At 61.3% G+C, this 18,624-nt stretch carries 21 protein-coding genes; 11 read left to right on the top strand and 10 right to left on the bottom strand.

Features of this window, described 5'->3' with window-relative positions; genetic code table 11:
- Positions 1 to 13 precede the first annotated feature (13 nt).
- Positions 14 to 901 carry a protease HtpX gene (htpX, locus tag J1N02_RS22715; protein ID WP_027607000.1) on the top strand — a complete coding sequence of 296 codons (888 nt, stop codon included), beginning with the start codon at positions 14 to 16 and terminating at the stop codon, positions 899 to 901.
- Positions 902 to 954: 53 nt separating this feature from the next.
- Here htpX and J1N02_RS22710 read toward each other — a convergent pair whose 3' ends face one another.
- Positions 955 to 1,611 carry a thiopurine S-methyltransferase gene (locus J1N02_RS22710; protein WP_027606999.1) on the bottom strand — a complete coding sequence of 219 codons (657 nt, stop codon included), beginning with the start codon at positions 1,609 to 1,611 and terminating at the stop codon, positions 955 to 957.
- 105 nt (positions 1,612 to 1,716) lie between these two features.
- On the opposite strand from J1N02_RS22710, the gene J1N02_RS22705 reads away from it, so the two are divergent.
- Positions 1,717 to 2,484 (top strand): DODA-type extradiol aromatic ring-opening family dioxygenase, encoded by a 768-nt coding sequence (locus tag J1N02_RS22705; protein ID WP_414886911.1) that lies wholly within the window; start codon positions 1,717 to 1,719, stop codon positions 2,482 to 2,484.
- 69 nt (positions 2,485 to 2,553) lie between these two features.
- Here the strand turns inward: J1N02_RS22705 and J1N02_RS22700 are convergent, their stop codons facing one another.
- Positions 2,554 to 4,227 (bottom strand): DEAD/DEAH box helicase, encoded by a 1,674-nt coding sequence (locus tag J1N02_RS22700; protein ID WP_027606997.1) that lies wholly within the window; start codon positions 4,225 to 4,227, stop codon positions 2,554 to 2,556.
- 422 nt (positions 4,228 to 4,649) lie between these two features.
- Between J1N02_RS22700 and J1N02_RS22695 the strand changes: the two genes are divergently transcribed.
- On the top strand, positions 4,650 to 5,441 hold the full coding sequence (locus J1N02_RS22695) for a crotonase/enoyl-CoA hydratase family protein (RefSeq protein ID WP_065924442.1): 792 nt from the start codon (positions 4,650 to 4,652) through the stop codon (positions 5,439 to 5,441).
- Between the two features lies 1 nt (position 5,442).
- Here the strand turns inward: J1N02_RS22695 and J1N02_RS22690 are convergent, their stop codons facing one another.
- A complete protein-coding gene (locus J1N02_RS22690) occupies positions 5,443 to 6,198 on the bottom strand; it encodes a spermidine synthase (protein WP_027606995.1) in 756 nt (251 codons plus the stop codon).
- Between the two features lie 124 nt (positions 6,199 to 6,322).
- On the opposite strand from J1N02_RS22690, the gene J1N02_RS22685 reads away from it, so the two are divergent.
- On the top strand, positions 6,323 to 7,669 hold the full coding sequence (locus J1N02_RS22685; RefSeq protein WP_027606994.1) for a class II 3-deoxy-7-phosphoheptulonate synthase: 1,347 nt from the start codon (positions 6,323 to 6,325) through the stop codon (positions 7,667 to 7,669).
- A 61-nt stretch (positions 7,670 to 7,730) separates the two neighbouring features.
- On the opposite strand, the gene J1N02_RS22680 is transcribed toward J1N02_RS22685, so the two are convergent.
- Positions 7,731 to 8,951, bottom strand: coding sequence for a winged helix-turn-helix domain-containing protein (locus J1N02_RS22680; protein WP_405126110.1), 1,221 nt, complete (start codon positions 8,949 to 8,951; stop codon positions 7,731 to 7,733).
- A gap of 45 nt (positions 8,952 to 8,996) precedes the next feature.
- Positions 8,997 to 9,203: a DUF1127 domain-containing protein gene (locus J1N02_RS22675; RefSeq protein WP_065924439.1), complete on the bottom strand. Its 207-nt coding sequence runs from the start codon at positions 9,201 to 9,203 to the stop codon at positions 8,997 to 8,999.
- 70 nt (positions 9,204 to 9,273) lie between these two features.
- Between J1N02_RS22675 and J1N02_RS22670 the strand changes: the two genes are divergently transcribed.
- On the top strand, positions 9,274 to 10,155 hold the full coding sequence (locus J1N02_RS22670) for a LysR family transcriptional regulator (protein ID WP_065924438.1): 882 nt from the start codon (positions 9,274 to 9,276) through the stop codon (positions 10,153 to 10,155).
- Here the strand turns inward: J1N02_RS22670 and J1N02_RS22665 are convergent.
- Positions 10,145 to 10,894, bottom strand: coding sequence for a sulfite exporter TauE/SafE family protein (locus tag J1N02_RS22665; protein WP_027606990.1), 750 nt, complete (start codon positions 10,892 to 10,894; stop codon positions 10,145 to 10,147). The two genes, J1N02_RS22670 and J1N02_RS22665, sit on opposite strands and share 11 nt — an antisense overlap.
- 108 nt (positions 10,895 to 11,002) lie before the next feature.
- Here J1N02_RS22665 and J1N02_RS22660 point away from each other — a divergent pair, with 108 nt between their 5' ends.
- The 4 genes from J1N02_RS22660 to J1N02_RS22645 all read left to right on the top strand — a co-directional run bounded on the left by J1N02_RS22660 (position 11,003) and on the right by J1N02_RS22645 (position 14,185).
- Positions 11,003 to 11,953 carry a LysR family transcriptional regulator gene (locus J1N02_RS22660; protein ID WP_405126111.1) on the top strand — a complete coding sequence of 317 codons (951 nt, stop codon included), beginning with the start codon at positions 11,003 to 11,005 and terminating at the stop codon, positions 11,951 to 11,953.
- Between the two features lie 79 nt (positions 11,954 to 12,032).
- Entirely contained in the window at positions 12,033 to 12,485 is a 453-nt protein-coding gene (locus tag J1N02_RS22655) for a MarR family winged helix-turn-helix transcriptional regulator (RefSeq protein WP_027606988.1), read from the top strand.
- Between the two features lie 236 nt (positions 12,486 to 12,721).
- Entirely contained in the window at positions 12,722 to 13,141 is a 420-nt protein-coding gene (locus J1N02_RS22650; protein ID WP_027606987.1) for an organic hydroperoxide resistance protein, read from the top strand.
- 27 nt (positions 13,142 to 13,168) lie between these two features.
- Positions 13,169 to 14,185: an alpha/beta hydrolase fold domain-containing protein gene (locus J1N02_RS22645; protein ID WP_421147775.1), complete on the top strand. Its 1,017-nt coding sequence runs from the start codon at positions 13,169 to 13,171 to the stop codon at positions 14,183 to 14,185.
- Positions 14,186 to 14,250: 65 nt separating this feature from the next.
- On the opposite strand, the gene J1N02_RS22640 is transcribed toward J1N02_RS22645, so the two are convergent.
- A complete protein-coding gene (locus tag J1N02_RS22640) occupies positions 14,251 to 14,823 on the bottom strand; it encodes an elongation factor P (protein ID WP_003172723.1) in 573 nt (190 codons plus the stop codon).
- 48 nt (positions 14,824 to 14,871) lie between these two features.
- A complete protein-coding gene (gene earP, locus J1N02_RS22635) occupies positions 14,872 to 16,005 on the bottom strand; it encodes an elongation factor P maturation arginine rhamnosyltransferase EarP (RefSeq protein WP_027606985.1) in 1,134 nt (377 codons plus the stop codon).
- A 132-nt stretch (positions 16,006 to 16,137) separates the two neighbouring features.
- On the opposite strand from earP, the gene J1N02_RS22630 reads away from it, so the two are divergent.
- Together J1N02_RS22630 and J1N02_RS22625 are read left to right on the top strand one after the other, a co-directional pair.
- Positions 16,138 to 16,506, top strand: coding sequence for a hypothetical protein (locus J1N02_RS22630; RefSeq protein WP_108574496.1), 369 nt, complete (start codon positions 16,138 to 16,140; stop codon positions 16,504 to 16,506).
- 5 nt (positions 16,507 to 16,511) lie between these two features.
- On the top strand, positions 16,512 to 16,994 hold the full coding sequence (locus J1N02_RS22625) for a GreA/GreB family elongation factor (protein ID WP_027606983.1): 483 nt from the start codon (positions 16,512 to 16,514) through the stop codon (positions 16,992 to 16,994).
- Between the two features lie 5 nt (positions 16,995 to 16,999).
- On the opposite strand, the gene cysB is transcribed toward J1N02_RS22625, so the two are convergent.
- A complete protein-coding gene (gene cysB / locus J1N02_RS22620; protein WP_003189876.1) occupies positions 17,000 to 17,974 on the bottom strand; it encodes an HTH-type transcriptional regulator CysB in 975 nt (324 codons plus the stop codon).
- A gap of 104 nt (positions 17,975 to 18,078) precedes the next feature.
- The gene (locus J1N02_RS22615; protein ID WP_027606982.1) at positions 18,079 to 18,579 is read right to left on the bottom strand and encodes a universal stress protein; all 501 of its coding nucleotides are present in this window, start codon (positions 18,577 to 18,579) and stop codon (positions 18,079 to 18,081) included.
- Between the last annotated feature and the right edge of the window lie 45 nt (positions 18,580 to 18,624).

Below are 18,624 nucleotides of genomic sequence, written 5' to 3'. Positions count from 1 at the left end.
GAACTCTACAACCATGATGCGCATCCTGCTGTTCTTGGCTACCAACCTGGCGGTCGTGCTGATTGCCAGCATCACCCTGAGCCTTTTCGGCTTCAACGGGTTCATGGCGGCCAACGGGGTTGATCTGAACCTCAATCAGCTGCTGATTTTCTGTGCGGTCTTTGGTTTTGCCGGTTCGCTGTTCTCGCTGTTCATCTCCAAGTGGATGGCGAAGATGAGCACCAGCACCCAGATCATCACTCAACCACGCACCCGCCATGAACAATGGCTGATGCAGACCGTGGAGCAGTTGTCTCAGGAAGCAGGTATAAAAATGCCCGAGGTCGGGATTTTCCCTGCCTACGAGGCCAACGCCTTTGCGACGGGCTGGAACAAGAACGACGCCCTCGTGGCGGTCAGCCAAGGGCTGCTCGAGCGCTTTTCACCCGATGAGGTGAAGGCGGTCCTCGCGCACGAGATCGGCCACGTAGCCAACGGCGACATGATTACCCTTGCGCTGGTGCAGGGCGTGGTGAACACCTTCGTGATGTTCTTTGCGCGGATCATCGGCAACTTTGTCGACAAGGTGATCTTCAAGAACGAAGGCGGCCGCGGGATCGCCTACTTCGTAGCGACCATCTTTGCCGAAGTGGTGCTGGGTTTCCTGGCCAGCGCGATTGTGATGTGGTTCTCGCGCAAACGAGAGTTCCGTGCAGACGAAGCCGGCGCGCGCCTGGCTGGCACCAGTGCAATGATCAGTGCGCTGCAGCGCCTGCGCTCCGAACAGGGCCTGCCGGTGCATATGCCCGACAGCCTGACCGCCTTTGGCATCAACGGTGGTGTCAAGCAGGGCCTGGCTCGCATGTTCATGAGCCACCCGCCGCTGGAAGAGCGTATCGACGCGCTGCGTCGTCGGGGCTGATACCCGGTAATGCAAAAGGGGCGATTGGATCGCCCCTTTTTTGTGCGCGGGTTTTACCCCTTGGTGAGCCGATAAACGCGCTCTTCAAGACACGTGACACCGTCCTGCACGAACTTCCAGCTCTCACCCAGGATATCCTGGGCTTCGAGCACCTCCAGGCGCCACTGCAAACCCAGCAGCACCTTCACCTCATCATCCGGCACCGCAAAGGGCGGGCCGGCTTTTTGCGTCTGGTCGTAGTCCAGGGTGATCAGCAGTCCCTGGCAGCCTGGCCGCAACAGGCTGTTCAACTGCTCGGCGTACTGCGCGCGCATCAGCGGCGGCAGGGCGATCAGTGCGGCACGGTCGTAGAGCGCCGTGCAGTCAGCCAGTGCCCCGGCATCCAAGGCAAAGAAATCGCCGCACCATATTTCGATCAAATCAGCCTGGTACACCTTGAACACGCCGTGCCGAGTGATGCGCGGCGTCAGGTTCTGCTCGCTGAAAAAGGCTTCTACCGCCTGCTCCGACAGCTCAACGCCGAATACGTGATAGCCGTTGCTGGCCAGCCACATCAGGTCCAGGCTTTTACCACACAGCGGCACCAGCACCTTGGCGCCCTGGGCAAGGCCAAGCACAGGCCAATACCGCAGCAGGTAAGGATTGACCTCGGGCAGGTGAAAGCCAATCTGATTGCGCGCCCAGCGCTCCTGCCAAAATTTGGGCTCCATGGAATCACCTCCGAAAATTCGATCAAAAAGCGCTAAAACTTATATTAGATTTAGATCAATGATCTGATTGAAGATGGGCCCATGTTAAACCTCAGGACCTTCCTTATGTTGCCCAGCCTGTTTATCTCCCACGGATCGCCCATGCTTGCCCTGCAACCCGGCGCCAGCGGCCCCGCCCTGCAGCGCCTGGCCGCTGAACTGCCGCGGCCGAAGGCAATTGTGGTGGTGTCGGCACATTGGGAAAGCCAGGAACTGCTGGTCAGCGGCAGTGCCGCGCCCGAGACCTGGCACGACTTCGGCGGTTTCCCCCGGGAGCTGTTCGCCGTGCAGTACCCGGCACCGGGCGACCCGCAATTGGCCGGCGAAATTGTCGAACTGCTTCATGCCGACGGCTTGCAGGCGCGAATCGATGAGCGCCGCCCGTTTGACCATGGCACCTGGGTGCCGCTCTCGCTGATGTACCCGGCAGCGGATATTCCAGTGGTGCAAGCCTCCTTGCCCAGCCACATGGGCCCTGCCCTGCAAACCCGCATCGGGCATGCCTTGGCCAGCTTGCGCGAACGGGGCGTGCTGTTGATCGGCTCCGGCAGCATCACCCATAACCTGGGGGAGCTGAACTGGCAGGCCGGACCTGAGAGTATCGAGCCTTGGGCACGCGACTTCCGTGACTGGATGGTGGAGACACTCGCCGCCAACGACGAGGCGGCCTTGCATGATTACCGTCGCCAGGCGCCCCACGCCGTGCGCAGCCATCCCAGCGATGAACATTTGTTGCCGCTGTACTTTGCGCGCGGCGCCGGGGGTGACTTCAGCGTTGCACACCAGGGGTTCACCATGGGCGCGCTGGGTATGGACATCTACCGCTTCGGTTAACAGCGGACAAAAAAAATCCCCGAACCAGTCGGGGATTTTTTATGTGCGATCAATCAGCCCAAGGGCGGATCAATCTTCGCGGTAGCGACGCAGCTTCAATTGCTTGCCGGCAACGCGGGTGTCTTTCAGCTTGGTCAGCAGTTTTTCCAGACCGTCTTCCGGCAGCTCCACCAGGGAGAAGCTGTCACGGACCTGGATGCGACCGATGGCTTCACGTGCCAGGCCACCCTCGTTGAGGATAGCGCCCAGCAGGTTCTTGGCAGCGATACCATCACGTGCGCCCAGCGCGGTACGGCAACGGGCACGGCCTTCTGCCAATGGAACCGGAGCGCGACGCTCACGATCACCACGGTCCGGACGGTCGCCGGTACGCTCTGGACGATCACCGCGTGGCGCGTTGTTCGGCACCAGTGGGCGCTCTTTCTCGATGGCCGCCAGGGTCAGGGCCTGACCGTTGGTAGCCTTGCGCAGCAGGGCTGCAGCCAGGGCACGCGGGGTGCAACCGATATCGGCGGTCAGGCGGTCCAGCAGGTCGCCGTGGGTCGATTCAGCGTCAGCCACCAGCGGCGACAGGCTGTTGGTCAGTTTCTTGATGCGGGCATCGAGAACGGCCTGGGCATCCGGCAGGCGGACTTCGGCGACTTTCTGACCGGTTACACGCTCGATCACTTGCAGCATGCGGCGCTCACGTGGCGTCACCAGCAGCAGTGCACGACCTTCGCGACCGGCACGGCCGGTACGGCCGATACGGTGAACGTAGGATTCCGGATCGTAAGGCATGTCAACGTTGAACACGTGGGTGATACGCGGAACGTCGAGACCACGAGCCGCTACGTCGGTCGCCACAACGATGTCCAGACGGCCATCCTTGAGGGAGTCGATCACGCGCTCACGTTGGTTCTGGGCGATGTCACCGTTCAGCGCAGCGGCTTTGTAGCCTTTGGCTTCCAGGGCACTGGCCAGGTCCAGGGTCGCTTGCTTGGTACGCACGAACATGATCAGGGCGTCGAAGTCTTCGACTTCCAGCAGGCTCAATACAGCCGAGGTCTTCTGGTCAGCGTGAACCAACAGGTGAGCCTGTTCGATCGCGGTAACGGTCTGAGTCTTGGTCTGGATCTTCACGTGTTGCGGATCGCGCAGGTGGCGTTCGGCAATGGCACGGATCGACTGTGGCAGAGTGGCCGAGAACAGGACGGTCTGACGGGTCGGAGGCAGTGCCTTGAAGATGACTTCCAGGTCATCCATGAAGCCCAGCTTCAACATTTCGTCGGCTTCGTCCAGAACCAGGTGGTTCACGGTCGACAGGACTTTCTCGTCGCGACGCAGGTGGTCGCACAGACGGCCCGGGGTGGCCACGACGATCTGAGCGCCATTACGGATGGCCTTCAGTTGCGGGCCCATCGGCGCGCCGCCGTAGACGGCAACAACGGTAACGCCTGGCATTTGCTTGGCGTAGGTTTCAAAAGCGGTTGCTACTTGCAGCGCCAACTCACGCGTTGGCGCCAGGATCAGGGCTTGCGGCTCGCGCTTGGCAGGATCGATGCAGTGCAGGATAGGCAGGGCGAACGCGGCGGTTTTACCGGTACCAGTTTGCGCCTGGCCAATCATGTCCTGGCCGGCCATGATGATCGGGATCGATTGCTGCTGAATCGCCGAAGGTTCTTCGTAGCCGGTCGCGATGACGGCAGCGAGAATGTTCGGGTTAAGATTAAAAGCGGCGAAGCCGCCGGTTTCCTGGGTCATGGGTCTGCCTCTAAGTGCATCCGCAAAGACCCATGCTCCAAAGCTGCGCATGCCGTGTTGAGACTCAAGAGTCGCCCTGGCTGCTTTGTCGGCGGGGATTTGCGAAAACGAATGAATGAAAAAGATTCGTCAAGGGAGAGTCCGCTGTGCGGACGTGCAGCCGAAGCTGACTTCGGGGAATTGCGCTACCTAAACGCGGCCCGGTTAAAGGCCGGCGCGCACTATACCGGAAATACCTGAAAAAGGGAGCTTTTTTTATCGCCAGGCGCCGATAAACCGCGCTGCATCACAGTCTTTGCAGATAAGCGCGGCAGGGTCTATTTTTCAAAGGCCCGGCCCTGCTGGTCATAACGCTTAAACGGTTCACCTTGCATCGAGACCCTTTGGTCTGAAACCCTTCATTGCGCCCGAGGGCACACCCGATGAATCAAGCCAGCAGCAGCCGCGTCAGCCGTGAACTCCAGGGCCATGTCCTGCTGTTGGGACTGGATCGGGTCGCCAAGCGCAACGCCTTTGACCTGGACCTGCTCAATGAACTGAGCCTGGCTTATGGCGAATTTGATCGAAATGACGAAGCACGGGTGGCCGTAGTATTTGCCCACGGTGACCACTTCACCGCCGGCCTGGACCTGGCCAATGTCAGCGCCGTGATGGCTGGAGGCTGGCAACCGCCCCTGGGCGGTTGCGATCCCTGGGGCGTTTTCGCCGGCCCCAGGGTCAGCAAACCGGTGATCGTCGCGGCCCAGGGCTACTGCCTGACCATCGGTATCGAGTTGATGCTCGCGGCGGATATCAACCTGTGCGCGAGCAATACCCGCTTTGCGCAGATGGAAGTGCAACGTGGGATTTTTCCGTTTGGAGGCGCGACATTGCGCTTTCATCAGATCGCCGGCTGGGGCAACGCCATGCGCTGGCTGCTCACCGGCGATGAGTTCGACGCCCATGAAGCCCTGCGCCTGGGCCTGGTGCAGGAAGTCATGGCCAGTGAAGACCTGCTGCCCCGCGCCATCGAACTCGCCAGCCGCATCGCGCGCCAGGCGCCGCTTGGCGTCCAGGCCACCTTGATGTCGGCCCGCCTGGCACACATGGAAGGCGAAACCGTTGCCGCCGCCGCGCTGCCGCCGATGGTGGATAAATTGCTGAACAGCGAGGATGCCAAGGAAGGCGTGCGGGCGATGGTCGAGAAGCGGCCGGGGGTGTTCAAGGGCATCTAGCTTATGTAGCCGGACGAATCGCCTTGATCAACGCCTGCAACGAGTAACCCAGACGCGGCGCCAACAACTCAGCCCGAGCAGAAAGCGCCTCCATATCCAGCGCCTGGTCCAGCTCCGAAGGCACCAACAGGATCACATTGCCCTCCTTCACCGGCAGTTCCCAATAATGCCGGTGGTACAAACCACGCAGCAGCGCCGCGCCCAAGGGTTTGCCATCGTCGGTGGCCCACTGGTTGATCACCAGCCAACCGCCGGGGTTGAGTTTCTTCTGGCAGTTTTCCAGGAAGGTCCAGGCCAGGTGTCCGACGCCGGGACCGACATCCGTGTAGAGGTCGACGAAAATCAGGTCCGCCGATTCAGCGCTCTCCAACAGTTCCAAGGCGTCGCCGATGCGGATATACAGGCGCGGATCATCATCCAGCCCCAGGTATTCGATGGCCAGGCGCGGCACATCGGGGCGCAGCTCGATGGCTTCGACATCCTCCAGCGGCAGGAACTTGAGGCAGGCCTGGGTCAAGGTGCCAGCTCCCAGGCCGAGGAACAGTGCGCTCTCCGGCTGCTCATGGCACAACGCGCCGATCAGCATCGCGCGGGTGTAGTCGTACTCCAGCCAGCTCGGGTCAGCGGTGAACACGCAGCTTTGCTCGATGGCGTCGCCAAACTCGAGAAACCGGTAATCGGCCACCTCGAGCACACGAATCATGCCGAAATCATCATGGACTTCGGCCAGCAGGCGCTCGACACGCTCCTCGCTCATCACTACTCCTAAAGGGGTTACCCCACGGCAAAGGCGCGATTGTCGGCCAACCGGCGGCAACAGGTCACGCACTAATTGCTGATAACATTGGCGCCCGACCGTCAACCACCCAATCGAGTTCATGATGAGCCAACCCTGGAGCCCCGACAGCTGGCGCGCCCTGCCAATCCAGCAACAACCCCAGTACCCGGACGCTGCGCACTTGTTGCAAGTGGAGCAGAGCCTGGCCAGCTATCCGCCGCTGGTGTTTGCCGGGGAAGCCCGCGAGTTGCGCCGTCAGTTTGCCGAGGTGACCCAGGGTCGCGCGTTCCTGCTGCAAGGTGGCGACTGCGCCGAGAGCTTCGCCGAGTTCTCCGCTGCAAAAATCCGCGACACCTTCAAGGTGCTGCTGCAGATGGCCATCGTGATGACCTTCGCCGCCGGCTGCCCGGTGGTGAAAGTCGGGCGCATGGCCGGCCAGTTCGCCAAGCCGCGCTCGGCCAACGATGAGACCCTCGACGGCATCACCCTGCCCGCCTACCGTGGCGACATCGTCAACGGCATCGGTTTCGACGAAAAAAGCCGCGTGCCGGACCCGGACCGCCTGCTGCAGTCCTACCACCAGTCCACCGCCACCCTCAACCTGCTGCGCGCCTTTGCCCAGGGCGGTTTTGCCGACCTGCACCAGGTGCACAAGTGGAACCTGGACTTTATCGCCAACTCCGCCCTGGCCGAAAAATACAGCCAGTTGGCCGACCGCATCGACGAAACCCTGGCGTTCATGCGCGCCTGCGGCATGGACAGTTCGCCGCAGTTGCGCGAAACCAGCTTTTTCACAGCCCATGAAGCGCTGCTGCTCAACTACGAACAAGCCTTCGTGCGCCGCGACAGTCTGACCAACGACTACTACGACTGCTCGGCCCACATGCTGTGGATCGGCGACCGCACCCGTCAGTTGGATGGCGCCCATGTCGAATTCCTGCGCGGGGTGAACAACCCGATCGGCGTGAAGGTCGGCCCGAGCATGAACCCCGATGACCTGATCCGCCTGATCGACATCCTCAACCCCGACAACGACCCCGGCCGCCTCAACCTGATCGCGCGCATGGGTGCAGGCAAAGTCGGCGACCACCTGCCCAAGCTGATTCGCGCGGTGCAGCGCGAAGGCAAGCAGGTGCTGTGGAGCTCCGACCCGATGCACGGCAACACCATCAAGGCCAGCAGCGGCTACAAGACCCGCGACTTTGCGCAGATCCTCGGCGAGGTCAAGGAGTTCTTCCAGGTGCACCAGGCCGAGGGCACGTATGCCGGCGGGATTCATATCGAGATGACCGGGCAGAACGTCACCGAGTGCATCGGCGGCGCACGGCCGATCACCGAAGATGGCTTGTCGGACCGCTACCACACCCACTGCGACCCACGGATGAATGCCGATCAGTCGCTGGAGTTGGCGTTCCTGATTGCCGAGACCTTGAAGCAGGTCAAACGCTAGCAGACGTTTGGAAAATAGGGCTTGTTGTGGCAAGCCCGCTCGCCACGAAAGTACCTTCCTCCTACACGTGCAGCATGGCAAACCGCAGCCGGTCGGCACTCGGCCGCTGGCAATTGAGCTGGACCTGTTCCAGCCCCAGCCAGTCGGCCATTTGCCGCAGGTTCAGGGCCAGCGCCTGCATTCCCTCATCATCCAGCCCCGGCTCCTCTTCGTGCACCCCATGCACGGCCAGGCGCCCGTTGGCGCGTTCGGCCCGCAGGTCGATACGTGCAGCGATCCGCTCGTTGTGCAAAAACGGCAGCACGTAGTAGCCGTACACCCGTTTGTGTTGCGGGGTGTAGATCTCCAGGCGGTAGCGGAAATCGAACAGGCGCTCGGTGCGGCTGCGCTCCCAGACCAGCGAGTCGAAGGGCGACAGCAGTGCGCTGGCCGACACCTTGCGTGGCACTTTTGGCCCGGGCAGGCAGTATGCTGCCTGCTTCCAGCCTTGCACCTGGCACACCTGCAATTGCCCGTCCTCGACCAATTCCGCCAGGCGACTGCGACTGTCGGCGGGGTCAAGGCGGAAGTAGTCGCGCAGGTCTTTTTCGGTGCCTACACCCAAGGCGGTGGCGCTGTGCAGCAACAGGCCACGCTGGGCCTCGGCCTCGGTCAATGGCGTCTGCTGGAGGATGTCAGCCGGGATGACGCGCTCGGGCAAGTCATACAGCCGCTCGAAACCACGCCTGCCGGCAACGGTCACCAGGCCGGCGGCGAACAGCCACTCAAGCGCGTGCTTTTCATCGCTCCAGTCCCACCAGGGTCCGGCTCGCTCTTCGCGGGTCGACAAACTGCCCGCGCCCAGCGCGCCCTGCTGTTCGACAGTCTGCAAAACGCGCTGGATCGTGGCCTGTTGCTCACGACCGAAGCGCGCCATCTGCGAATAGATGCCCCGTCCCTGCTGCGCCCGCTCCATACGCCAACGCATCAAGGGATACAACGCCATCGGCAGCAACGAGGCCTCGTGCCCCCAATACTCAAACAGCGAACGCCGCCGGCCCTGGCTCCAGGCCGCCTGTTCAAGCATCAACGGCGAGTAACCGCCCAAGCGGGAAAACAGCGGCAAGTAATGAGAGCGCACCAGCGCATTGACCGAGTCAATCTGCAACACGCCCAAGCGCTCGATCACGCGGTTGATGTGCGCAGCTTTTATCAGTACGGGCGCCTGGCGCCCGGAAAATCCCTGGGCCGCCAGCGCCATGCGCCGAGCTTGCTTGAGGGAAAAAGACAGGTCGGCGGCCATGAGGTTCTCCATGTGGGCTCGCCAACCACCCTACTGCATCCGGGGTCATTTTCGCAGCGGGTCTTGCCAGAAATGCAGATGGCGATCCTGCTCAACGTCGCCGCGATTGAGCCCGATGTCCTTGAGCGCATCATCGCTCAAGCTGGCCAGGACCTGGCGTTCCCCATGCAGCGCCTGCCAACGGGCAATCCTGTGAAACAGCCCGGAAAACGGACGTTTTGCCATCAACACAAAGCCTCTTTGACCTTTCATCTTCTCGCCCTCCAATGGGGATGACGCGAGTGTGAGCCTGGCCTTATGATCAATCCAACGAATGTTTCTTATGCAATACATCTCGGAGATTGATCAATTGTCCGGCTACCCGAGCATCGACACTGAAGTGCTGCGCACCTTCGTCGCCATCGCCGACCAGGGCGGTTTCACCCGCGCCGGTGAACGGGTCAACCGCACCCAATCGGCGGTGAGCATGCAGATGAAGCGCCTGGAGGAAGACGTGCTGCAGCGCAAACTGTTCGAGCGCGATGGCCGGCAAGTGCGGCTTACCCCCGAGGGCCAAGTGCTGCTGGGCTATGCGCGGCGCATCCTGAAATTGCACAGCGAAGTGTTCAACACCCTGCGCGAGCCGCATATGGTGGGGCTGGTACGCATCGGTACACCGGATGACTACGTGATGCGCTTCCTGCCGGGGATTCTCCAACGGTTTTCCAAGGCGTACCCGCTGATCCAGATTGAGATGCACTGCGAGGCGTCCACGGTGCTGATGCAGCGCCGGGACCTGGCCCTGACCGTGATCAGCCGAGAGCCCGGGAATGATGTCGGGGAACTGTTGCGTTCCGAACGCATGGTATGGGCCGCAGCACCGTGCTTTTGCGTAGACGAGCACGACGCCCTGCCCCTGGCGATTTCCGGTGCTGACTGCCTTTACACCCAGTGGGCCCTGGGGGCACTGGATTCGGTCGAGCGCAGTTATCGCCTCGCCTATCACAGCACCAATGGGGCGGCGATCCAGGCAGTCGTCAGCGCGGGCTTGGCGGCCATGGTCAGCATGGAAAGCCTGGTGACTGCAGACCTGCGCATACTCGGCAGCGAGGAAGGGCTACCGCCCTTGCCGTCAATGAACCTGCGTTTGCTGCGTAACCCCCTGATGGCCTCACCGATCACCGATTGCCTGGCGGAGTACATCCTCGAAGGCTTCAGACTTTAAAGGTCAGCATTACCGCACACAGCACCAGGAAGCCGCAGAACAGGCCGCGCAACAGCCTTTCCGGCAGGGCGTGGGCGACTTTCACGCCCCAACTGATACTGAGCAGGCCACCGACAGCCAGGGGGATGCCGATCAGCCAGTCCACTTCGTGGTGCCAGGCATAGGTGACCAGGGTCACCCCGGTACTGGGCAGGGCCAAGGCCAGGGACAAGCCCTGGGCGACCACCTGGGTGGTGCCGAACACACTGGTCAGTACCGGCGTGGCCACCACCGCGCCGCCCACCCCAAACAAACCGCCCATGGAACCGGACGCCGCGCCCAACACGCCAAGCCAGGGCCAGGAATAACGCATGTGTGCCGTCGGCGGTGCATTGCGCGTGAACATGCGCAGCAGGTTGTAAGCCGAAAGCGTCAGCAGGAACACGATAAAGCCGATGCGCATGGCGCCTGCATCCAGCCCCACGGCCCAGATCGAGCCGAGCCAGGCAAAGCTGAAGCCCATGATGCCCAACGGCAGGGCGTGGCGCAGTTCGATGCGATTGCGCTGGTGGTAACGCCACAGGGCCAGCATCACGTTCGGCACCACCATCACCAGCGCCGTGCCTTGGGCAAGTTGTTGGTCCAGGCCGAACCATACGCCGAGGACCGGGATCGCAATCAGCCCACCGCCGATACCAAACAGGCCACCGACCGTGCCGAGGGCCACGCCCAATACCAGATACACCGCTAAATCCAACACCGCTCGCTACTCCACATTCCCAGGCCCTGCATGCTACGCAGTCGACCCTGGCGCGGAAACGCACAGCAACGCACAATGGCTGTGCCAATCTCGCATAAGCGCGCATCGATGAATCCCAACACGCTGACCGATCAACTGAGCCTGTTTCTCGATGTACTGGAAACCGGCAGCTTTTCTGCCGCAGCCCGTCGCCATCCGCTGACCCCTTCGGCGGTGGCGCGGCGCATCGACAGCCTGGAAAGCTCCGTGGGCAGCCGCCTGTTCCAGCGCAGCACTCACGCGGTGGTGCCGACCCCGGCGGGCCTGGCCTTCGCCGAGCGGGCACGACGGATTGTCAGCGAGCTGCAACTGGCGCGGGCGGAAGCGGTCTCCTTGAGCCATGCGCCCGAGGGCTTGATCCGCGTGGACGCACCGGCAGCGTTTGGGCGACGGCATCTGGCGCCCGTGATCGCCGACTTTCTGAATGTGTACCCGGGGCTGGATGTGCACCTGCATCTGATCGACAGCTTTGTCGATATGCAGGGCGCGCACTTGGGCAAGGTCGACCTGGTGCTGCGCGCCGGGCATATCGTCGATACCCGGCTGATCGCCACGCCCCTGGCCAGTATCGTGCGCATCGCCTGCGCCAGTCCGGCCTACCTGAAAAGCCGTGGCACCCCGGCCCACCCTCGCGAATTGAGCGAGCATGACGGCCTGGACTGGGACGGCCTGGCGCCGATGTTCGCGTGGCGCTTCGAGTTGGACGGGCGACGTGCAACATATCGCCCGCGGCGCATCCGCATGAGCGCAAACAACGCTGAAGCGCTGTTATCGGGCGCTCTCGCCGGGCTGGGGATCGCCCACCTCCCCACCTGGCTGGCCAGTGAGTACCTGGTGCGCGGCGAGTTACTGCCGCTGTTTTGCCAAGACGGCCTGCCCACCCCGGAGACCACCGGGATCTATGCACTGCGCCTGGAACAGCAGCCCAATGCGCGCAGCCGGTTGCTGCTGGAATACCTCAAGTCCCGATTCAGCCCCGTGCCGCCTTGGGATCTGGCACTGCAAAGCGGACTGGTCTGACCACCCGCACAGAATTATCTGGCGCATTAAAGATTTGCCCGCTAGATTCCAGGCAGACACGCTTTTTTGAGGCACCACCATGAGCAAAAATCCCGCCCCGTGCGAATCCCTGTTGCTGGACAACCAACTGTGTTTCGCCCTGCACTCCACGTCGCTGCTGATGACCAAGGTCTACAAACCGCTGCTGCAAGCCCTCGGCCTGACCTACCCGCAGTATCTGGCCATGATGGTGCTGTGGGAAGAAGATGGTTTGACCGTCGGAGAAATCAGCAGCCGCCTGCTGACCGACCCGGGCTCCCTGACGCCCCTGCTCAAGCGCCTGGAAGCCGAAGGCCTGCTCAGCCGCACCCGCAGCCGTGAAGATGAGCGCGTGGTGGTGGTGGAACTGACCGGCGCCGGGCGTGCCTTGCAGGAAAAGGCCATGGGCATTCCACAGTGCATTCTCGGCGCCAGCGGTTTGGAGCTGGACCAATTGCGCAAGCTGCAGGCTGACTTGCTTGCGTTGCGGGGCAACCTGCAGAACGCGATCTGAACACGGCAAAACACTCAACCTGTGGGAGGGGGCTTGCTCCCGATGACGGTTTATCAGTCGACGAATCTTTTGACTGAAACACCGCTATCGGGAGCAAGCCTCCTCCCACACTGGTTTGCAGCGGCTGAAAAAATATTTATACATTTATCTTGCGCGCTAAACATTAGCGCTATACATTTACCTCACCAACTACTTAGTGCGCAAAACTTTAGCACTAAAACCAAGAGGACGACACCATGCAAACGCTCTATACCGCAGTAGCCACCGCCACCGGCGGCCGTGATGGTCGCGCTGTTTCCAGCGACAATATCCTCGACGTCAAACTCTCCACTCCCAAGGAATTGGGCGGCGCCGGCGGCCAGGCCACCAATCCGGAACAACTGTTTGCCGCCGGTTACTCGGCCTGCTTTATCGGCGCCCTGAAATTCGTCGCCAGCCAGACCAAACGCAAAATCCCGGATGATGCCTCGATCACTGCCCACGTCGGCATCGGCCAGATCCCTGGCGGTTTCGGCCTGGATATCGACCTGCATGTCAGCCTGCCAGGCCTGGCCGAGGACGATGCGCAAAGCCTGGTCGACGCCGCGCACCAAGTCTGCCCGTACTCCAACGCCACCCGTGGCAACGTCGATGTGCGCCTGCACGTAACCGTCTAACCACTGCCGCTGTCACTGGAGAAGAACATGAACACATTTGCCAACGTGCTGACCGGCAGCCTGCTCGCCCTGTCCGTCACTCACGCGTTTGCCGCCAATGGCGACGTTGAACACAGTACCCAGGCCTTCCTGGATGCGTTGAACGCCGGCACCGGCAAACCGATGGAACAACTGACACCCACGCAAGCCCGTGCCGTGCTGACGGGGGCCCAGGCCGGTGTGAAGTTGACCCTGCCCAAGGCGGACGTGAGCCAGAAGACCATTCAGGTCGATGGCCAGCCGCTGGACCTGACCATCGTGCGGCCAGCCGGGGTCAAGGGCACATTGCCGGTGTTCATGTTCTTCCACGGTGGCGGCTGGGTGTTGGGGGATTACCCGACCCACGAGCGCCTGGTGCGCGATCTGGTGGCGGGTTCGGGGGCCGTGGCGGTCTTCGTCAACTACACGCCTTCACCGGAAGCCCGCTATCCGGTGGCGATCAACCAGGCCTACGGCGCAACCAAGTGGGTCGCCGAGCATGGCAAGGACATCAACGTCGACGGCAAACGCCTGGCGGTCGCGGGCAATAGTGTCGGCGGCAATATGGCAGCTGTCGTCAGCCTGATGGCCAAGGACAAGGGCACACCTGCGATCAAGTTCCAACTGCTGTTATGGCCGGTGACCGGTGCCAACTTCGAGACGGCGTCCTACAACCAGTACGCCGAAGGGCACTTCCTCACCAGGAACATGATGAAGTGGTTCTGGGACAACTACACCACCGACGCCAATCAGCGCGCCGAGATCTACGCCTCGCCGCTGCGGGCGACCGCGGATCAGCTCAAGGGCTTGCCGCCCGCGCTGATTCAGACCGCCGGTGCCGACGTGTTGCGTGACGAAGGCGAAGCCTATGCGCGCAAGCTGGACCAGGCCGGGGTTCCAGTGACCGCCGTGCGCTATAACGGCATGATCCACGACTACGGCTTGCTCAATGTGGTCAGCCAGGTACCAGCGGTGCGTTCGGCCTTGCTGCAGGCATCCGACGAGCTCAAGCAACACCTGAAGTAAAAAAGCAGCGCCCACGAAAAAGCCCGACGCTAGGTCGGGCTTTTTTCGTATCGGCGGGGCCGGAATTACTTCTTGGCGCGACCTTTGTACGAACCACCTTCGCGGGTGTCGATCTCGATCAGGTCGTCGATTTCGATGAAATCGGCTACTTGCAGTTCGGTACCGTTGCTCAGCTTGGCAGGCTTCATTACTTTGCCCGAAGTGTCACCGCGAGCGGAACCTTCGGTGTAGGCAACCTTACGCACGATAGTGGTCGGCAGCTCTACGGAAACCAGGCGCTCTTCGAAGAAAATAGCTTCGCAGACGTCTTCCATGCCTTCTTCGATGAACGGCAGAACGGCTTCGATATCTTCAGCGTTCAGCTCGTACATGGTGTAGTCGGTGGTGTCCATGAACGTGTAGGTGTCGCCGCTGATGAAGGACAGGGTCGCTTCCTTGCGGTCGAGGATCACGTCGTCCAGTTTGTCATCGGCGCTGTAGACGATCTCGGTCTTGTAACCGGTCAGCAGGTTCTTCAGCTTGGTCTTCATGATTGCGCTGTTACGACCAGACTTGGTGAACTCAGCTTTCTGAACCAGCCAAGGGTCGTTTTCGAGACGGATCACTGTACCGGGTTTCAGTTCTTTACCAGTTTTCATTGCGTATATCCGAAATTTGGATGGGATTACAAAAATCAAGGTCGCGTATCATATCCAACTTTCATAAAACTGTACCAGCGCCGTCGCAAGATCGGCCTGCAAGCCTTGTTCCAGACACCACGTCTGCGCGTGCTGGCTTAACTCAGGCCAGTGCGCCAGCAGCATTTTCCACGCTTGTGCCATATCGCCATCAGTGTTCCAGGCTTGCCAGAGCTCGACCAGGGCAGCCTTTGCGGCCGGTGACAGGGCGGCGGTGTACAGGTCCAGGAAGGCGTCGAGCTTGTCCAGGTGGATGTCTTCGTCCTGGCGATAGATGTGCCACAGCAGCGGCCGCCCGGCCCATTGGGCGCGCACGAACGAGTCTTCGCCGCGCACGGCGTTGAAGTCACAACACCACAGCAGGCGGTCATATTGCTCCTGGCGCACAAACGGCAGCACCTGCACGGTCAGGGCGTTGCGTTGATGGACGTCCCCCACCGCCAGGCCTTCGACACCGAGCCAATGCTGTACATCACCGAGGATGCGCCCTTCCGGCACCAAGAGATGAGTGGTGTGCCCGTCGGTCGAAAGTGCATCCAGCCAACTGGCCAGCCCGGCGTTTTCGTAGGCGAACAACGAGATCAGCCGCGCACCCGGTGCCGGAAACACACCCAAGTCTTGCAGGAATTGCCGCTGTGCAGCGGCATCCTGCTGAAACGCCTGACGCTGTTCCAGCAACCCGGCCTCGCGTAACAACCCGCCCGTACCGGGTCGGAACCCTGGGAAAAAGAAGTACTTCTGCACGCCCTTGAACTTCACCGACGGCAACCGATGGCACCCCACTACCCAGTCTTCGGCACTGAGGTAATCCAGGTTCATCCACAACGGCGTGCGTTCACGCGCGGCCATGGCTTCCATGTAGTCAGGCGGCAACTGGCAGGCGAAGGCGGCGATCACCACATCGGCTGCCGGTGCGCTCGACCACACGGCCGGCCAATGGCGCACATCGACACCCTCTTGCCATTGCTGGTCCAGGCGCACATCAATCTCGGGGCACATACGCTCGAAGGCGCGCAGGTCGTCGACCCACAAGCGCACCTCGCAGCCCTGCTCCGCCACCAATTGCCGGGCCAGGCGCCAGGTCACGCCGATGTCGCCATAGTTATCGACGACGCTGCAAAAAATATCCCAGCGGGCTTTCATTCCGCGCTCCAACGCTCAAAGGCTCGATTGTCCGCATAAATGCGCCAATGCAGAAGGCTTGATCGCGATTATTCTGCACAGTGGCTGTGCGACAATCGCCGCCATGCCGTTAATGCCTGCCAGGAGGCCATCATGTCCGATCGCTCGTTGTCGCTGCCCAAGCTCACGCTCGCCATTGCCCTGGGGGTGTGGCTGGGATTTATCGCCATTGCGCTGACCAGTTGGCTGGCGTCGCGCTACCTGTTCCCGCAAAGCCTGGCGCCTGTAGCCCAGGCCGTTGAGCAACTGGGTAAACCCGCACCGGTTGCGCCGGAGCCGCCGAACCGTATGTTCGAGCAATATCAACAGAACCTGCAGAAGCATGAACAACAGCAGGCCCTGGACCAGGCCCGCAATAACGCACGCAACCTGTCCAACCCAAAATGCCAGTTCTGGCTGCAGCAGGACCAGAACGCACCGAATGAAAAGACCCGGGCCAATGTCCTGCAATTCTGCGATTGATGACCATGAATAAACACGCCGTTCACCAGCTGATCCTGGAAAAACTCACCGTCGACCTCGACATCGCCCAGCGCGCCGCGCAGACCGCCTACGAAACCGCGACCCACGAAGAAAATATCGCCGAAAACAAATACGACACCCTCGGGCTGGAGGCGTCTTACCTGGCAGCCGGGCAAGCCAGGCGCGTCGAGGAAATCAAGCAGGCGCTGGCGCTATGCCAGAACCTGCCACTGCGTGCGTACGATGATCAACGTGGCATAGAAGTCGGCACATTGCTGGGCCTGGAAGACGAGAACGGCCGCCAGCAGTGGCTGTTCCTGGCACCGGATGCGGCGGGTTTGAAGGTGGACGTGGTCGGGCAACCGGTGACCGTCATCACCCCGCGTTCACCCTTGGGCAAAAGCCTGCTGGGCAAGTTCGAAGGTGATGAGGTGGAGATCCTGGTGGCAGGCGCCCGGCAACACTTTACGGTTACCGAGGCCAAATAACGCCCTTAATGGACGGGCAATTCCACGCCGTCGAACAGCTCTTCCAGTTCCTGCTTGTTGTGGCACTGGATTGCCTTGGCCATGACTTCGCGGGTCAGGTGCGGGGCGAACTTCTCGATGAAGTCGCACATGAAGCCCCGCAGGAAGGTGCCACGGCGGAAGCCGATCTTGGTCACACTGGACTCGAACAGCTCGCTGGCATCCAGCACCACCAGGTCTTTATCGAGGTTGGTATCGACGGCCATCTTGGCGACGATGCCCACGCCCAGGCCCAGGCGCACATAGGTCTTGATGACGTCGGCGTCGGCGGCGGTGAACACCACTTTCGGCGTCAGGCCACGATGGCTGAAGGCTTCGTCGAGCTTGGAGCGGCCGGTGAAACCGAAGACGTAGGTGACGATCGGGTATTCGGCCAGGGCTTCCAGGGTCAGCTTCGGCAACTTGGCCAATGGGTGGCCCTGGGGCACGACGACGCAACGGTTCCAGCGGTAGCACGGCATCATCACCAGGTCACCGAACAGCTCCAGGGCTTCGGTGGCGATGGCGAAATCGACGGTGCCGTCGGCGGCCATCTCGGCGATCTGCATCGGCGAGCCTTGATGCATGTGCAGCGCCACGTCCGGGTATTGCTTGATGAAATCGCGGATCACCGGCGGCAATGCGTAACGCGCCTGGGTGTGGGTCGTGGCAATCGACAAGGTGCCTTTCTTCTCGTTGGAGAATTCCTGGGCGATCTGCTTGATGCTCTCGACTTTGCGCAGGATCTCGCCGGCGGTGGTGATGATGCGTTCACCGGCCGGGGTGACACGGGTGAGGTGCTTGCCGCTGCGCGCGAACACTTCGACGCCCAGCTCGTCTTCGAGCAGGCGGATCTGCTTGCTGATACCGGGTTGGGAGGTGTAAAGGCTTTGAGCGGTAGCGGAAACGTTGAGGTCGTGGTGCGCCACTTCCCAGATGTAGCGCAGTTGTTGAAGCTTCATATGTGTCCCTCAAAGCAGATAGACGCCACGGGTATCAGCGACGGTATATAACTATATTAAAGGTTTTACGGATAAATCTAGAACTTTTTATCGTTTTTTACCCGTCACACGTCATCACTGCGTCGACGCTGTAACGCAGGCACCAGGTAAACCGGCACGCTAGACAACTGCAGCACCCGTGCGGCGGTGCGCCCAAGCGGTGTGGCGGCCGCCGTGGCATGGCTGTGGCTACCGACGATCAACAGGTCGACGGACAATTTGCGCAACTGCTCGAGTATCACTTCGCAGGGGTCGCCCTGAATCACCCGTACCGAGCGAATCAGTTCAAGATCCTGGCCCTCATCCCCCAATTCTTCGCGAAAACTGTCCAGCACCCGTTGCTCGATGGTCGCCATGACAGTACTCAGCCCCTGGCTCTGCCATTCACTCAAGGCCTTCTCATCAAGGTAGCTCTGCAACACCGATTCGGCGAACAACCCGATGGGCTCGACCACATGAATCACATCCAGGTCAGCCTTGAACGTTCGTGCCAGCGCCAGTGCATGTTGCATCACATACGGCGCATACAGACCGAGGTCCGTGGCGTACAGCATCGAACGAATCATAAAACCTCCCGGACGGCCAGGATGGAGGAGATTGAATGAGCTTAG

The organism is Pseudomonas sp. NFX5 (assembly GCF_049132125.1).
Taxonomy (GTDB): domain Bacteria; phylum Pseudomonadota; class Gammaproteobacteria; order Pseudomonadales; family Pseudomonadaceae; genus Aquipseudomonas; species Aquipseudomonas marginalis.
This window is presented reverse-complemented; position numbering and strand designations above follow the sequence as displayed.

What these genes read in the sequence shown, in the direction of transcription:
- htpX (WP_027607000.1), top strand. Translation starts at nt 14, where the DNA reads ATGATGCGCATCCTGCTGTTCTTGGCTACCAACCTGGCGGTCGTGCTG.
- J1N02_RS22710 (WP_027606999.1), bottom strand. Translation starts at nt 1,611, where the DNA reads ATGGAGCCCAAATTTTGGCAGGAGCGCTGGGCGCGCAATCAGATTGGC.
- J1N02_RS22705 (WP_414886911.1), top strand. Translation starts at nt 1,717, where the DNA reads ATGTTGCCCAGCCTGTTTATCTCCCACGGATCGCCCATGCTTGCCCTG.
- J1N02_RS22700 (WP_027606997.1), bottom strand. Translation starts at nt 4,227, where the DNA reads ATGACCCAGGAAACCGGCGGCTTCGCCGCTTTTAATCTTAACCCGAAC.
- J1N02_RS22695 (WP_065924442.1), top strand. Translation starts at nt 4,650, where the DNA reads ATGAATCAAGCCAGCAGCAGCCGCGTCAGCCGTGAACTCCAGGGCCAT.
- J1N02_RS22690 (WP_027606995.1), bottom strand. Translation starts at nt 6,198, where the DNA reads ATGAGCGAGGAGCGTGTCGAGCGCCTGCTGGCCGAAGTCCATGATGAT.
- J1N02_RS22685 (WP_027606994.1), top strand. Translation starts at nt 6,323, where the DNA reads ATGAGCCAACCCTGGAGCCCCGACAGCTGGCGCGCCCTGCCAATCCAG.
- J1N02_RS22680 (WP_405126110.1), bottom strand. Translation starts at nt 8,951, where the DNA reads ATGGCCGCCGACCTGTCTTTTTCCCTCAAGCAAGCTCGGCGCATGGCG.
- J1N02_RS22675 (WP_065924439.1), bottom strand. Translation starts at nt 9,203, where the DNA reads ATGAAAGGTCAAAGAGGCTTTGTGTTGATGGCAAAACGTCCGTTTTCC.
- J1N02_RS22670 (WP_065924438.1), top strand. Translation starts at nt 9,274, where the DNA reads ATGCAATACATCTCGGAGATTGATCAATTGTCCGGCTACCCGAGCATC.
- J1N02_RS22660 (WP_405126111.1), top strand. Translation starts at nt 11,003, where the DNA reads ATGAATCCCAACACGCTGACCGATCAACTGAGCCTGTTTCTCGATGTA.
- J1N02_RS22655 (WP_027606988.1), top strand. Translation starts at nt 12,033, where the DNA reads ATGAGCAAAAATCCCGCCCCGTGCGAATCCCTGTTGCTGGACAACCAA.
- J1N02_RS22650 (WP_027606987.1), top strand. Translation starts at nt 12,722, where the DNA reads ATGCAAACGCTCTATACCGCAGTAGCCACCGCCACCGGCGGCCGTGAT.
- J1N02_RS22645 (WP_421147775.1), top strand. Translation starts at nt 13,169, where the DNA reads ATGAACACATTTGCCAACGTGCTGACCGGCAGCCTGCTCGCCCTGTCC.
- J1N02_RS22640 (WP_003172723.1), bottom strand. Translation starts at nt 14,823, where the DNA reads ATGAAAACTGGTAAAGAACTGAAACCCGGTACAGTGATCCGTCTCGAA.
- earP (WP_027606985.1), bottom strand. Translation starts at nt 16,005, where the DNA reads ATGAAAGCCCGCTGGGATATTTTTTGCAGCGTCGTCGATAACTATGGC.
- J1N02_RS22630 (WP_108574496.1), top strand. Translation starts at nt 16,138, where the DNA reads ATGTCCGATCGCTCGTTGTCGCTGCCCAAGCTCACGCTCGCCATTGCC.
- J1N02_RS22625 (WP_027606983.1), top strand. Translation starts at nt 16,512, where the DNA reads ATGAATAAACACGCCGTTCACCAGCTGATCCTGGAAAAACTCACCGTC.
- cysB (WP_003189876.1), bottom strand. Translation starts at nt 17,974, where the DNA reads ATGAAGCTTCAACAACTGCGCTACATCTGGGAAGTGGCGCACCACGAC.
- J1N02_RS22615 (WP_027606982.1), bottom strand. Translation starts at nt 18,579, where the DNA reads ATGATTCGTTCGATGCTGTACGCCACGGACCTCGGTCTGTATGCGCCG.